12 protein-coding genes are annotated in these 12,773 nt (G+C 59.9%); 2 read left to right on the top strand and 10 right to left on the bottom strand.

Translation table 11 applies throughout. From position 1 onward, the window contains the following. Positions 1 to 753 (bottom strand): MlaE family ABC transporter permease, encoded by a 753-nt coding sequence (locus tag AXK12_RS04020; protein ID WP_082782630.1) that lies wholly within the window; start codon positions 751 to 753, stop codon positions 1 to 3. After that, entirely contained in the window at positions 750 to 2,288 is a 1,539-nt protein-coding gene (locus AXK12_RS04015; RefSeq protein ID WP_197456988.1) for a hypothetical protein, read from the bottom strand. The genes AXK12_RS04020 and AXK12_RS04015 overlap by 4 nt, the downstream gene beginning before the upstream one ends. Positions 2,289 to 2,414: 126 nt before the next feature. Here AXK12_RS04015 and AXK12_RS04010 point away from each other — a divergent pair, with 126 nt between their 5' ends. Next, positions 2,415 to 2,987, top strand: a complete 573-nt coding sequence (locus tag AXK12_RS04010; RefSeq protein ID WP_231863530.1) for an RsmD family RNA methyltransferase — start codon at positions 2,415 to 2,417, stop codon at positions 2,985 to 2,987. Positions 2,988 to 3,046: 59 nt separating this feature from the next. Here the strand turns inward: AXK12_RS04010 and AXK12_RS04005 are convergent, their stop codons facing one another. The 3 genes from AXK12_RS04005 to AXK12_RS03995 form a co-directional block, all read right to left on the bottom strand. Continuing rightward, positions 3,047 to 3,496, bottom strand: coding sequence for a hypothetical protein (locus AXK12_RS04005; RefSeq protein WP_068711696.1), 450 nt, complete (start codon positions 3,494 to 3,496; stop codon positions 3,047 to 3,049). A gap of 121 nt (positions 3,497 to 3,617) precedes the next feature. Next, positions 3,618 to 4,985 carry a xylose isomerase gene (gene xylA / locus AXK12_RS04000; protein WP_068711694.1) on the bottom strand — a complete coding sequence of 456 codons (1,368 nt, stop codon included), beginning with the start codon at positions 4,983 to 4,985 and terminating at the stop codon, positions 3,618 to 3,620. Between the two features lie 341 nt (positions 4,986 to 5,326). After that, complete coding sequence (locus tag AXK12_RS03995) at positions 5,327 to 6,076, bottom strand: DNA alkylation repair protein (protein WP_197456987.1); 750 nt, start codon at positions 6,074 to 6,076, stop codon at positions 5,327 to 5,329. Positions 6,077 to 6,474: 398 nt separating this feature from the next. On the opposite strand from AXK12_RS03995, the gene ligA reads away from it, so the two are divergent. Continuing rightward, positions 6,475 to 8,607, top strand: a complete 2,133-nt coding sequence (gene ligA, locus AXK12_RS03990) for an NAD-dependent DNA ligase LigA (protein ID WP_068711690.1) — start codon at positions 6,475 to 6,477, stop codon at positions 8,605 to 8,607. A gap of 461 nt (positions 8,608 to 9,068) precedes the next feature. Here the strand turns inward: ligA and AXK12_RS08915 are convergent, their stop codons facing one another. From AXK12_RS08915 to AXK12_RS03970, 5 genes are all read right to left on the bottom strand, one after another. Continuing rightward, a complete protein-coding gene (locus AXK12_RS08915; RefSeq protein ID WP_156468841.1) occupies positions 9,069 to 10,133 on the bottom strand; it encodes a leucine-rich repeat domain-containing protein in 1,065 nt (354 codons plus the stop codon). A gap of 193 nt (positions 10,134 to 10,326) precedes the next feature. After that, the gene (locus AXK12_RS03985) at positions 10,327 to 10,662 is read right to left on the bottom strand and encodes a histidine triad nucleotide-binding protein (RefSeq protein WP_068711688.1); all 336 of its coding nucleotides are present in this window, start codon (positions 10,660 to 10,662) and stop codon (positions 10,327 to 10,329) included. An 84-nt stretch (positions 10,663 to 10,746) separates the two neighbouring features. Then, positions 10,747 to 11,418, bottom strand: a complete 672-nt coding sequence (locus tag AXK12_RS03980; protein ID WP_231863529.1) for a hypothetical protein — start codon at positions 11,416 to 11,418, stop codon at positions 10,747 to 10,749. Next, on the bottom strand, positions 11,415 to 11,891 hold the full coding sequence (nrdR, locus tag AXK12_RS03975) for a transcriptional regulator NrdR (RefSeq protein ID WP_068711722.1): 477 nt from the start codon (positions 11,889 to 11,891) through the stop codon (positions 11,415 to 11,417). Before nrdR ends, AXK12_RS03980 begins: the two co-directional genes overlap by 4 nt. 85 nt (positions 11,892 to 11,976) lie before the next feature. After that, positions 11,977 to 12,546 (bottom strand): anthranilate synthase component II, encoded by a 570-nt coding sequence (locus tag AXK12_RS03970; RefSeq protein ID WP_068711686.1) that lies wholly within the window; start codon positions 12,544 to 12,546, stop codon positions 11,977 to 11,979. Between the last annotated feature and the right edge of the window lie 227 nt (positions 12,547 to 12,773).

Below are 12,773 nucleotides of genomic sequence, written 5' to 3'. Positions count from 1 at the left end.
TTAGAGGAGGGCTTTGGTGACGAAGTAGTCGAGGACGAGGATGAGGATGAGCGAGGTGACAACGGCTTTGGTGACTGAGGCGCCGATTTCGCGCGGGCCGCCGCGCGTGTTTAGGCCGATGCTGCACGAGACGAGCACGACGACGAAGCCGAAGATCTCGGCTTTCACCAGGCCGCTCCACACGTCATGAAAGTCGGTGTAGCGGCGCAGGGTTTCGAAGTACTTCTCCGGCGAGAGCGAGATGAAGCCGACGTATTGGCAGACGAGCGCACCGCCGAACCAGCCAACGAGGATGCCGATGAGGGTCAGGATGGGCATCATCACGAGGACGGCGGCCAGCCGCGGGAGGACGAGGATGCGCTCGGGCGGGATGTTCATCGTTACCAGCGCATCGACTTCTTGGTAGACCTTCATCGAGGCCAGCTCGGCAGAGATTGCTGAGCCCACGCGGCCGGCGAGCAGCACGGCGACCATTACGGGGCCGAGTTCGCGGGTCATTGAGAGTCCGACGAGCGAGCCGATGAATTCCTTAGTGCCGAAGTTCGACATGCTGTAGCCGCTTTGCAGGGCGAGCACGCCGCCGATGAAGAAGCTCAAAATGGCGACGATGGGCAGCGTCGTGTAACCGATGAGGTAGCACTGCTCGGCGAGGCGGGCGAACTGGCGGGGTAGGCTGCCAACTTGGCGGAGGCTGTTGAGGAGCAGCAGGACGGTGCTGCCGAAGCCGGCGAGGATTGCGTTGAGGTGCTTCATCGTGGTGAGGGCTCGGGGTTCGCGGCGCGCGGGGGCTGAGCCGCTGGCGTTTCGGTCGTGGCGTCGAGCGTGCGGGATTTGCGTGAAAAATCGAACAGGAAGGGCCGCCATTCGCCGGCTGCGTTTTTGCGCAGTCCGAGTGTGGGGCCGAGGATGCGCAGCTCGCGCGTCTTGCCGCTGCGCCGCCAAGTCACAAGGCGCCAGAGGACTTCGTGGCGCACTTCGTCGGGGGTTTGTTGGTCGTGGCGGTAGAGGGCGAAGAGCGGGTTGTAGAGCAGTTGGACTTTCTCGTTATTGGGGAAGAAAACCGCGAGCGGGCTTAGGAGCTGAGTTTGCGCGCGGCCCGCGCCGTTGTTCCAAGTGCTGAGTAGCGGCCAAAGGTGCGTTTTGTGCGCGGCGGGCAAGTCAGGCTGCGCCGCGCTGCGTTGCCGCTCAGAGGAATAGAGGAAAAACAGGACTTGGTCCTTCGTGCGTATGAGGTCTTGCTCGCGCCAAGTTTCGTGTCGGAGGAGCGGCCACAGGAACCAACGTTTGTCGATGCCACGCCGCACTGAGTGCGAGTAAAACGGAGCCCAGCGGTTGAGCCTGTGTTCGCTGCCCTGTCCCTGAACAAAGAGCGGCCATAGGTATCGCGTTTCTTGATACGGGGCGAGCGGTGCATCCTGCCGTGTGTAGCCGAAGAAGGGCCACAGGTAGCTCTCGCTAATTGAGCCGGGCCGGACTTCGCGCGCATAAAAAGGCAGGACGCCGAGTGAGTGGTGGGCAGGGTGGGGGGCTGCGCCGGTACTCGCGCTCGTCGCTGCACCGTAACGCACGCTGTCATAAATCAGCGGCCAAAGAAAATAGCGGTTGCGATAGGCCCCCTCCTTTTGGGCGACTCCGTAGAGCGGCCAGACGCTGAATCCGGTGTGCCCCTCGCCCGAGCGTTTTTTGAAAATTGGCCAGAGCGCGGAGTGCGTTACGCGCCCCGCTTTTTCGCTGCGAAACGAGAGCGGGAAAAGCACCCACTGGAGCGAGTCGTAGCCGAAGCGCGATTTGATTTGGCCAGCGATGGGAAACACTGCGCGGTAGCTCGTCTCGGGGGTACCGGTTTGCTTGGACGCGTAGACCGGCCAGAGCTCGAAGGAGAGGGAGGCGTCGTCACCCACGCGCGTGCGCGACTCGCCCGAAAAATTCACCAGTTTAAATAAGGACCAATCGACCGTGCCGTTTGCGCTGCGCTTGTAGGAAAAAAGCGGATACAAAAAACTGTGCTCAACTGAGGTCGGGATTTTTTGCCCCGCTGCATCAAGCTCGCCGTCCGATTCCTGTCGCAGCCAAAGCGGCCGAATCGTGCTGTAGTGGCCGCCCGTGGGGGCTGCGCCCGTTGCGGCGAGCGGGCCGAAAAACTGGCGTTCGCCCGGCCGCTCCTCGGTGTTTTTACGTAACTCCGGATTCCGCTGCGCAGGCTTATGAGGGCTTCCGTGCACCGCGCCCAAGCCCGTGCACACGATCAGTGTGCAAAGCGCGGTTCGGAAGTGTAGGTGCTTGGTCATCAAGGGGGCCAAGCGTGCATAGCCTTTCCGGTTTGCCAAGAGGCGGTTAGTTTTTTGTAGTTTGGTGTGCGAATCACTGGTGGAAAGGCCCGGGGGATTCCCCTCGTAGTGCCGAGGGGCGACGCGGTGCGCCCAGCGACCGACGCACTCCGCCAGGCGCTCTTTTCGAGTATCGGCGCACGGGTCGAGGGCGCACGCTTTCTCGATCTCTTTGCGGGAAGCGGTGCCTACGGCCTAGAGGCCCTGAGTCGCGGTGCGGCAGCTGGGCTTTTCGTCGAGCGCGACCGCCGCACGCTTGCCTGTCTCGAAAAAAACCTCGCAGCGGTGGCGAAGAGTTTTGGGCAACATGCCGAGGGCGAAATGAGGGTCAAAACCGCGGCGAAAATCCTCGCGGCCGATGTCGTTTCGCCGAGTTGGGACGCGGCGGCTACTGCGCTTGCGCCCGCCCTCGTCTTCATTGATCCGCCCTACGAACGCATTGAGGCGATCGCGGATCCGCTCTTTGCGCGACTGCGCACACTCCTTGCGCCGCAAACGCGGGCCGAGTCCCCGCAGCCCGCCGCCTTGAGTTCTGCGCTCGTCATTTTTGAAGCGCCGGGCGGGCTCAAACTCGCGCCCGAAGGCTGGCACTGCCTGAAACGCCTCGGCGGGAAAAAGCCGCAGCAGCCTTCGCTTTTGCTCTTCGAGCTTGCTCCGTGAGCCTCTTCAAAAAGGCGAAGCAAGCGTAGGGCGCGCGGGCCTGTGGAGCTATCTTCCCCTTATCTGGTCGCGTTTCCCTTGAGAAACTGGTCGAGGAGGCGGGTGATGAGGGCTTCGGGCGGCTTAGGACGCAGCCCGAGTTGGCGGAGCTGGCCGGTGGCGATGGGTTTGTGCGTTTTGGCGGTGCTTGCCGCGAGGTGCAGCTCGATCAAGTAGGCGCGAAAGTCCCAAGTCCAGCGGGCGTCGTAGCGGATGAGGACTTCGGTGTCTTCGGGCATCATGGAGAGGTGACCGTGGCTCGCCGTAAAACCGCGCCGCCGAAGTTCGCTAGCAATTTTTGCATCAATGGCGTGGTTGTCGTTGAGCCGCGTCTCAACGTACACGCGGTGAAACTGCGCAAGATTCAACTCGGCGCTTCGCTGCGCAGTGGGCTTGGTCGCGCAGCCGCTGAGTCCGAGTGGGAGCAGGGCAATGAGCGCCAAAAGGAATACGGGGACACAGCGATTCATGAGTTTCGTTTAAAACCTAAAAAGGTGTGCGCCCGAAGAACGCACACCTTTTGAAGCGGCTTTTCGTGAATCCGGCACGGGCTAGCGCGTCAGCGCCATCATGTCCGGAGCGGCACGGCCCTTATCCGTGTATGTAGGAGGTGATGAGGTTTTCCAAAAGCTCCTGCTTACCCGAGCGCGGCTTGGGTTCGCCGAGCTTGGTCAAGACGAGTTTTTCGAGGCTCTTGAAGGTCGCCTTACCGGTTTCGATCTCCTTGCCGTAGCCCTCGTCGAAGGAGGCGTAGCGGTCGGCCACAAAGCCGTCGAGCTGGCCGTCGGCGAGGATGTCGCGCGCGATTTTGAAGGCGAGCGCGTAGGCGTCCATACCGCCGATGTGGGCGTGGAAGAGGTCTTCGAGGTCGATCGATTGGCGGCGCAGTTTGGCGTCGAAGTTGAGTCCGCCCGAGCCGAGCCCACCGGCGCGCAGGATGGAGACCATCGCCAGCGTGAGTTCGCGGATGTCGGTGTTGAACTGGTCGGTGTCCCAGCCCAGGAGCGTGTCGCCCGCGTTGGCGTCGATGGAGCCGAGCATGCCTTGGGCGGCGGCGACCTCGATCTCGTGGGAGAAGGTGTGACCGGCGAGCGTCGCGTGGTTTGTCTCGATGTTGAACTTAAAGTGCTTTTCGAGGCCAAAGGTGCGCAAGAAGGCGATGCCGGAGGCGACGTCGAAGTCGTACTGGTGTTTGGTCGGCTCCTTGGGCTTGGGCTCAATGAGGAACTGGCCTTTGAAGCCAATCGCCTTCGCGTGATCGACCGCCATGTGCAGGAAGCGGGCGAGGTGCTCTTGCTCGCGCTTAAGGTCGGTGTTCAGCAGCGTCTCGTAGCCCTCGCGGCCGCCCCAGAAGACGTAGTTTTCGCCACCGAGTTCTTGGGTGACTTCCATCGCTTTCTTCACTTGCGCGGCGGCGTAGGCGAAGACGTGCGCATCGGGGTTGGTGGCTGCGCCCGACATGTAGCGCGGGTTGCCGAAGAGGTTGGCCGTGCCCCAGAGCAGTTTTACGCCGGTGGCCTTTTGGAGCTTCTTGGCGTGGGCGACGAGCGCATCGAGGTTCTTATGGCTTTGCGCCAGTGTGCGGCCTTCGGGCGCGATGTCGCGGTCGTGGAAAGCCCAGAAGGGCGATTGGATTTTTTGGAAAAACTCGAAAGCGGCATCCATCCGGTTTTTGGCGATGGAGACCTCGTCTTTGCCCTCGTCCCACTTGCGCACGATGGTGCCTCGGCCAAAGGGATCAGCCCCCGTCCCACAAAAGCTGTGCCAGTAGGCGACAGAAAAGCGCAGGTGCTCGCTGAGCGGCTTGCCGTCGAATTCCTCGGTCGGGTCGTAGTGGCGAAAGGCGAGCGGATTATCCGACTCGGGGCCTTCGTAGGTGATTTTATCGATTTTGGGGAAGTGGGCTCGGGCGGCGGCAGTCTTCGCGCGAGCGGGGCGGGTGTTCTTTTTAGCGGACATAAGATGGAAAATATTGGGGCGCAGGTGCTGTGATACTTGTGGCCGGATAGTGGGGGGCAGGGGCCGTGGGCTTGAGCTGCGTAGCAGCGCGCGTGTTAAGCTGCTTTTCTGTGAGCATATCAAATCTTTTTACTACGCAGAATTGGCCGGAGCTAGTGGGCTATTTGGCCTCGCTGTTTGTCGCCCTAAGTTTTGTTTTTAAAGGCGTTAGGGTTATCCGCGTCGTTAATTGTATCGGGTGTATTTCGTTTGTCGTTTACGGGCTCTTTAATCCCGGAGCGACGCTTTGGCCTATCGTGATTCCTAATGCAGTGATTTGCTGTCTGCATCTCTATCACTTGTTAAAGCTGGGCTTTGCGAAGCGAGCGTAAGGCGCGGGTGACGATGCGTTGGGTGGCGGCGCAGGGGCTTTCGGCGAGCCAGCGCGAGGTCACTTCGCGCACCCACTCGGGTGAGTCTTTTGAGGCATCGTTTAGCCAGTTGGCGACCGAGTCTTGCACGTAACGTGATGGATCGGCGCGCAGCGGTTCGAGTAGCGGAAGCCCGAGCGCGGGAGTTTTCTTTAGCGCGGTAATGTGTGCACACCAGACGCCGCGCGGGCGCAGGGCTTCGCTCGCGAAACGGCGCAGGAATTCGGACCTTTCGTGCGTCCACGGTTCGAGCAGCCCGATCGCTTTTTCGAGTTCGCTGGCGAGATGGGGGCGCAGGGCCAGCCACGGCCACTCGCGCACCGCGTAGTGTGGGTCATCGGCGAGTGGCCGGATGAGTGCCACGCGTTTTTCGAGCGTGAGGTCGGGCAGTGCCGCGACTGCGTAGCAGGCCCAGCCGCGAACGGTGTCGGAGCGGTGTGTGAGTGCCTTCCCCAGCCCTGCCTCGCCAAAGTGCGCGGCGAGTAACTTACCCGCCAAGGCCATGCGCTGGGTGACCCCGAGCTGCGAGGCGGCGCGCATTTGCGCGATCGCGTCGGCCCCGATCTCGGGCAGGGCCGTCTCCATTAGCACGGCAAGGTCGATAGAGAGTTGTTCGACCAAGTTTGAGGTCGGTGCGCCGGCGTTCAGCTCCGCCAAACGCGCTGCGCTGGTATCACTCATTTTCCTAGCGCCTGTTTTTTTCGCGGGACTGGGGTGGGGACTCATCGGCTGCGGAGAGTGCTGTGCGTACAACCAACCGCAAGGAGTTAGGGGCTGTTCGCGTTTCAAATGCGAGCCGCGCTGCTGCTTACGGCGCAGCCCGAAGGGACGGGCCAGATTTTTCGCGCAGCTGCGTTACTCGTCGCTCATTTGCATGAGCAAACTTCGCTTCTCGCGCCTTGCTGCACGCAAAATCTGGCTCCGTCGCGACCACGTTTGAAACGGGAACAGACCCTAATCGCTTTCTTTCTACTCTTTCTAGCAGGGCGGCTCGTTTGCTGAAATTTCGTCGTAATCCGTATTCGCTGAGTGAACGCGCAGGTTGAAAACTTGGGGGCACTTCGTCCCAATCGCGCGTAATGACTGCGCCGTCCGAAGCCTCCGCTCCCGAAAGAATCGCAACGCTGCGTGCCGAGCTCGCGCGGCACGACGCGCTTTACTACCGTGCGGCCCAGCCTGAAATCAGCGATGCGGATTACGACACACTGAAGCGCGAACTGGCCGACCTAGAGACGCAGTTTCCGCTTTTCGCGCAGGCCGATTCGCCGACGCAGCGGGTGGGAGACGACCGCACGAGTGGGTTTGCAACCCACCGGCACCGCCAACCGATGCAGAGTTTGGATAACACGTATTCGCCGGATGAGTTGCGCGAGTTCGATGCGCGGCTTACCAAGCTAGTTGGAGGCGAGATCGGCGGCGGCAGCATGGCCCCGGCGGGCGAAAACAAAACCGAGTCCGCCGGGCCTCTGCTCGACTACGTCGTGGAGCCAAAAATCGACGGTGTTGCCGTAAGCCTGACTTACGAGCGCGGGCGGCTCGTGCGCGCGGTGACGCGTGGTAACGGAGTGGAGGGCGACGACATTACGGAAAACGCGCTCACGATTACCACGCTCCCGCGCGAGCTGGCGCGGGGGGACGCCCTGCTCGCGGAGTTGGGCAAGGCCCCGCTCCCCGAACTCATCGAAGTGCGCGGCGAGATTTTTATGACGCACGCGGAGTTTGAGCGCATCAACGCCGAGCGTGCCGCTGCGGGCGACTCGCTCTATGCCAACCCGCGCAATCTCTGCGCGGGCACGATTAAGCAAAAGGACGCGCGCGAGGTGGCCCGCCGCCGGCTCGAGATCGCACTTTACGCGGTCGGGCACTGCGAGCCCGCGAGCGCGCTCCCTGCGACACAGCACGCGGTGCAGGAGCGCTTGCGCGCCTGGGGTTTGCCGGGAGTGGAGAAGTTTTGGCGGGCCCGTGGGGCCGACGAGGTGTGGCGAGCGATTGGCGAACTCGACGCGATTCGCGCGACCTTTGCCTATGCGACCGACGGGGCGGTCGTGAAGCTTGATTCGCTGGCACTCCAACGCGAAGTGGGCGCGACCGCCAAGGCGCCGCGCTGGGCGATCGCCTACAAATTTGCCGCCGAGCGCGCCGAGACGCTGCTGACCGACATCACTTGCCAAGTGGGCCGCACGGGCGTCGTGACGCCGGTCGCCGAGCTGCGCCCCGTGCATCTCGCGGGGACGACCGTCTCGCGGGCGACGCTGCACAACTTCGAGGAAATCGCGCGGAAGGATATCCGGATCGGCGATTGGGTTTTTGTGGAAAAGGCCGGTGAGATCATCCCGATCGTCGTTGGGGTGAACTTGGCTCGGCGCATGTCGGGGGTGTACGAGCCACCGACCTCGTGCCCCGAGTGCGGCACGCCGCTCGTGCGCATCGAGGGCGAAGTCGCGCTGCGCTGCCCCAACTACGATTGCCCGGCGCAGGTCCGTGCGCGTGTCGAGCACTACGCCTCGAAAGCGTGCGTGGATATCGACGGGCTCGGCGAGGCGATGGTCGCGACGCTCGTCGCCAAAGGCTGGGTGCGCGACATTGCCGATATCTATCGGCTGCGCCGCGAAGACTTGCTGACGCTCGGCAAAAAAGTCGAAAAATCCACCGATGCGCTGCTCGCCGCGATCGAGACGAGCAAGCGCGCGGAGCTTTGGCGAGTGATCCACGGGCTGGGCATCATGCATGTCGGCGCGGCAGTCGCGAAGGACCTTGCTCGCCATTTCGGGAGCTTGGAGGCATTGGCTGCCGCCACACTCGAGGACTTTCTCGGGCCCAAAAAAGAGAGCCTCATCGACGGCATCGGCGAGACGATGGCGCGGGCGATTGTCGGCCACTTTGCTCGGGCGGAAGCCCGGGCGCTGCTCTCTGCGCTGGGCGAGCTGGGCGTGGCCCCGACTCCACCCACAAAAGCGACTTCCGGCGTGGGCGTTTTTTCGGGAAAGACCTTTGTGCTGACAGGCACGCTGCCCTCGATGAGTCGGGGCGAAGCAACCGCAAAAATCGAGGCCGCCGGAGGCACCGTGAGCAGCAGCGTGAGCAAGAAAACCAGCTACCTGCTGGCGGGCGAAGGCGGCGGCTCAAAACTCGAAAAAGCCCAAAAACTCAGTGTGCCGGTCATCGGCGAAACGGAGTTTATGCAGTTCCTCGCTAGCCCCGCCTCTCTCTAGGGTCTGTTTCCGTCTCAAACGCGAGCCGCAGCCCCGCCGCGCCGCGTCTGACGGGCCGCCAACGAGCGGCCCGCAAAATGGAAGCGGTCACTGACCGCCACTGCGCGTGGGGCGGCGGTCAGTGACCGCTTCCATTTAATTTGGGATTTCGCATCGCGCTATCGCGCGAAAGCGAAATCCCAAATTTGAAAGCATTCCCCCTGTCGCGTTGCGACAGGGGAGGGGAAAGTAGAGTGATAACCCGTTTGGGCGAGGTGAGGAAAATCACGGATAAATCCACGTCCCAAAGTTTGGGTTCCTTTTCACAGAGCTGCTTGGCTGCTGTGCGAATGCACGGCAACCAAGCGGTCGGTAAATGGGTGCAGCGACACGCTGCCGCCCCACGCGCAGTGGGAAAAAAGCGTATCAGACGGGCCGCCAGCAAACGGCGGTGCGCCTCGCACCGGCCCGCCCAATAAAACTCAATTTTTACTAAACTCAGCCGTAGCGTCTTTTCTAGCTGACCAATTTGCGTTACTATACGCTACATCGTCCACCTGGATAGAGCGGAGATTGGGATTATCGGTTATCTTAATGTCATAAGAGGCGATATTTCTATTATTTCCGTTTCTAAGATTTAAAGAGCTTAGCTGATTATTTTCGCATCTCAGCCTTATCAAAGCTGTATTGTTGCCTAAGTCCAAACTGCTTAGCTGGTTGATATGACAATACAAAGTCGCTAAAGCCGTATTTTGGCTTAGATCCAAGCTGCTGAGTTTATTAATATAACAGTGTAAGGTTCTTAAGGCCGTGCTGTTGCTTACGCTCAGGCTGCTGAGTTGATTATTATAGCAATACAATTCTTCTAAAACCTTATTTTGGCTTAGATCCAGACTGCTTATTGAGTTTTTATAGCAAGACAAGAGTTTTAACTTCTCATTATTGCTCACATCTAAACTACTGAGTTGATTCCCAGAGCAAAATAACTCTGTTAAAAATAAATTACTGCTCACATCCAAACTGCTTAGTGAGTTATTATGACAATCCAAATACCTTAAAGATGTATTTTTGCTTAAATCCAAGCTGCTGAGTTGGTTATTATGGCAAGTTAAGAATTCTAACTTCTCATTGTTGCTCACATCCAAGCTCCTGAGTTGACTTTCCGAGCAATTCAATCCTGTTAAAGCCCTATTGTTGCTCACGTCCAAACTGTTTAGTGGATTATCATGACAGGTCAAAAATTCTAAAGCCGTGTTTTGGCTTAAATCTAAACTGCTTAGTTTATTATTATAACAATACAAGCTCTTTAGATTCACAAAGGCTTCAATTCCGGTAAGATCGGAAATGTTTTTGTCGCCAGCCCAAATGGCTCCAGTAAAGGCTCGAGCTTCGGCTACCGAAATTTCGCTGTCGCCGTTGGTGTTAATCTCACGGTTTTTAATTAAATAGGCCTTAAAGTTTGGGTCTGGGATATGCACGTTTTGCGCTTGTGCAGTTATAAAACTAGCAAGGCCCAAAAAAGCGGAAATAATAAATTTCAGTTTCATTTTGTTAATATAATTAGATGACTAGAGGGGAAACGCTATTTTTTAGCGTTTTGTGTTTGGTGGTTTTTCAAATGAACGGTTAGTACCTTTGCGACGTGCTAAAATTTGGACGTGGGTTTGGGGCATAATTTTCTGGGGTAGGGGTTGAGGCTGTGTTTTTAAAGGAAAGCAGTGATTATGGGCGAAGCGCGCCTCAGCCTGGAGGCCAGGTGAGGGGGCGACCTCCGAGGAGGTGGACGTGTAGATGCGGGACGGCTTCGCCGCCGTGTGGGCCATTATTGATGACGATGCGGAAGCCTTCGGCGAGGCCGAGCGCACGCGCGAGTTGTCCTGCGGTGAGGAGCAGGTGACCGAGTAAGTTGGCATCGGTTTGTTGCGCTTCGCCCACGCGGGTTATCACTCGTTTGGGGATGACGAGGAGGTGAACCGGGGCTTGTGGGTCGATATCGTGAATGGCGATGCAGTGCTCATCTTCGTGCGCGATTGTGGCGGGGATTTCGCGCGCGATAATTTTTTCAAATAGGGTCATGGGTGGACGAGGGAAAGGGGCGCGGCGCTTTGGGTTTTGCGCGGTTTTGTAATAAAAGAGGGGAGAGGCCGCCTTTGGGCTTTTTTAGAGGAAGAGGATTTGGAGTCGCTTGTCGGGCGCGGTGTGCGCGGCGGAGAGGTGGCGGATGAAGTCGATGAGTTCTTCGTAGTCGCGGAGTCGCTTCGGGCTGGGGCGGCGACGAGCGCGGAAGCCTCGGCGGCGTGGAGGCGGGGCGAGGAGTGCGGGGCGCAGGTTGGTGATGAGGAGTGTGGAGTCGCGGTAAGGGGCGAGGGTTTTTAGGCCGTTTAGGATTTCGTCGCGGGCGAAGAGCGGTGTGGCTGAGGCGAGCGTCTGCGCGGCGTCCCAGTGGTAAAACCCGCGCTGCGGGAAGTGTTGGCCGAGCGTGGTTTTGAGCAGTCGAGTCGCCGCTTGGTAAAAGGAGGCGCAGGCCCCTTTGTGACTTGGCGCTGCGCCTGACGGCGTGCAGAGGGCGGGCTTAGCCGCCAAGGCTTTCGCACTTGTCTCCGCCGAGCCGTCGCCAAGCGCTGGCGCAGCGGCGTCATCGTTAAACTTGGCCTCCAGCTCTTCGAGGTTGAAGCGGATGGCGTCTTTAATTTGTGCGGCGAGGTAGAGGTCGTGGCCGGTGAGGTGTGCGAAGAGTGCGTTGATGAAGTGCAGGTCTAGGTCGCAGGCCTCTTTTTTTTGCGTGCGCGCGTTGGCGCGCGTGGGCGTGGGGGCAAGATTCTCGTTTTTCATGGCTGCACGAGTGGGGCGGGGGCGACTTTTGAAAGGCTGCTAATTTCGTCCATGAATTCGGAGACGTCGCGGAATTCTTTATACACGCTGGCGAAGCGGACGTAGGCGACTTGGTCGAGGGCGCGGAGTCGCTGCATGATGCCTTCGCCGAGGGCGCGGGAGGGCAGTGCGTTGTCGAAGCGGGCTTCGAGCATGTCGACGGTGTCGTCGATAATCATGTCGATTTGCTCAATATCGATGGGGCGCTTGTGGCAGGCGGCGCGGATGGCGGCGGTGAGTTTCTCGCGGGAGAATTCTTCGCGTCGCCCGTCGCGCTTGATGACGATGAGGCCGTCGCGGACGAGCACTTCGGTCGTGGTGAAGCGGTGGCCGCACTCTAGGCACTCTCGACGGCGGCGGATGGTGTTGCCCTCGCGGCTGATGCGCGAGTCGATGACTTTATCTTCGATGGAGCTGCATTTGGGGCAGCGCATGGTGGCGGGTGGGTCGGTGTTGGGTGCGGCGGGCTTGGTCAGGCGCAGTCGCGTCGGAGTAGGCCGCTGCGGCGCGTACACTAGCTTAGTGCAAGCTGAGGAAGTTTTTTAACAGGTCGAGGCCGTGCTCGGTGGCGATTGATTCGGGGTGAAACTGGACGCCCCAGATGGGGAGGCTTTTGTGGCGCAGGCCCATGAGTTCGCCGTCGGCACTGTGGGCGGTGGCTTCGAGGCAGTCGGGGAGAGTGGCCCGCTCGACGGCGAGCGAGTGGTAGCGGGTGGCGGCGAAGTTTTGCGGGAGCCCGGCGAAGAGATCGCGTCCGTCGTGCTGGATGGGAGAGGTTTTGCCGTGCATGAGCTGCGCGGCGCGGATGACGCGCCCGCCGAAGTGCTGGCCGATTGATTGCATGCCGAGGCAAACGCCGAGCAGAGGGGTGCGTTTCTCGGCGAAGGCAGCGATCATCGCGAGCGAGACGCCGGCTTCGCTCGGCGAACAGGGCCCGGGTGAGATGAGGACGCGGTCGGGCGCGAGCGCGAGGGCTTCGGCAGGCGTAATCGCATTATTGCGAAATACGCGCAGCGCCTCGCCGAGCTGCCCGAAATACTGGACGAGGTTGAAGGTGAAAGAGTCGAAATTATCAATGACGAGAAGCACGAGTGCAGTTCCTTAGCAGGCACGCGCGGCACAGGTCTACAAAAACTCGGGTCAGAAGCCGCGCTGCTGACGCCTTTTTCCCACTACGCGTGGGGCGGCAGGCTGTGCCTGCACCCGTTCAATTTGGGAATTGGCCTCGTCGCTTCGCGACGAAACCAATTCCCAAATTTGAAGTCCCTTCCCTTGTCGCGTTGCGACAGGGCGGCGAAATTAGAGTGATAACCCGC

Origin of the sequence: Cephaloticoccus capnophilus (assembly GCF_001580045.1) — a bacterium.
GTDB classification, from domain to species: Bacteria; Verrucomicrobiota; Verrucomicrobiia; order Opitutales; family Opitutaceae; genus Cephaloticoccus; species Cephaloticoccus capnophilus.
The sequence above is the reverse complement of the archived record's forward strand: the minus strand, read 5'-3'. Positions and strand labels throughout refer to the sequence as shown.

Coding starts and splice junctions, on each gene's coding strand:
- AXK12_RS04020 (WP_082782630.1), bottom strand. CDS start 753: ATGAAGCACCTCAACGCAATCCTCGCCGGCTTCGGCAGCACCGTCCTG.
- AXK12_RS04015 (WP_197456988.1), bottom strand. CDS start 2,288: ATGACCAAGCACCTACACTTCCGAACCGCGCTTTGCACACTGATCGTG.
- AXK12_RS04005 (WP_068711696.1), bottom strand. CDS start 3,496: ATGAATCGCTGTGTCCCCGTATTCCTTTTGGCGCTCATTGCCCTGCTC.
- xylA (WP_068711694.1), bottom strand. CDS start 4,985: ATGTCCGCTAAAAAGAACACCCGCCCCGCTCGCGCGAAGACTGCCGCC.
- AXK12_RS03995 (WP_197456987.1), bottom strand. CDS start 6,076: ATGAGTGATACCAGCGCAGCGCGTTTGGCGGAGCTGAACGCCGGCGCA.
- ligA (WP_068711690.1), top strand. CDS start 6,475: ATGACTGCGCCGTCCGAAGCCTCCGCTCCCGAAAGAATCGCAACGCTG.
- AXK12_RS08915 (WP_156468841.1), bottom strand. CDS start 10,133: ATGAAACTGAAATTTATTATTTCCGCTTTTTTGGGCCTTGCTAGTTTT.
- AXK12_RS03985 (WP_068711688.1), bottom strand. CDS start 10,662: ATGACCCTATTTGAAAAAATTATCGCGCGCGAAATCCCCGCCACAATC.
- AXK12_RS03980 (WP_231863529.1), bottom strand. CDS start 11,418: ATGAAAAACGAGAATCTTGCCCCCACGCCCACGCGCGCCAACGCGCGC.
- nrdR (WP_068711722.1), bottom strand. CDS start 11,891: ATGCGCTGCCCCAAATGCAGCTCCATCGAAGATAAAGTCATCGACTCG.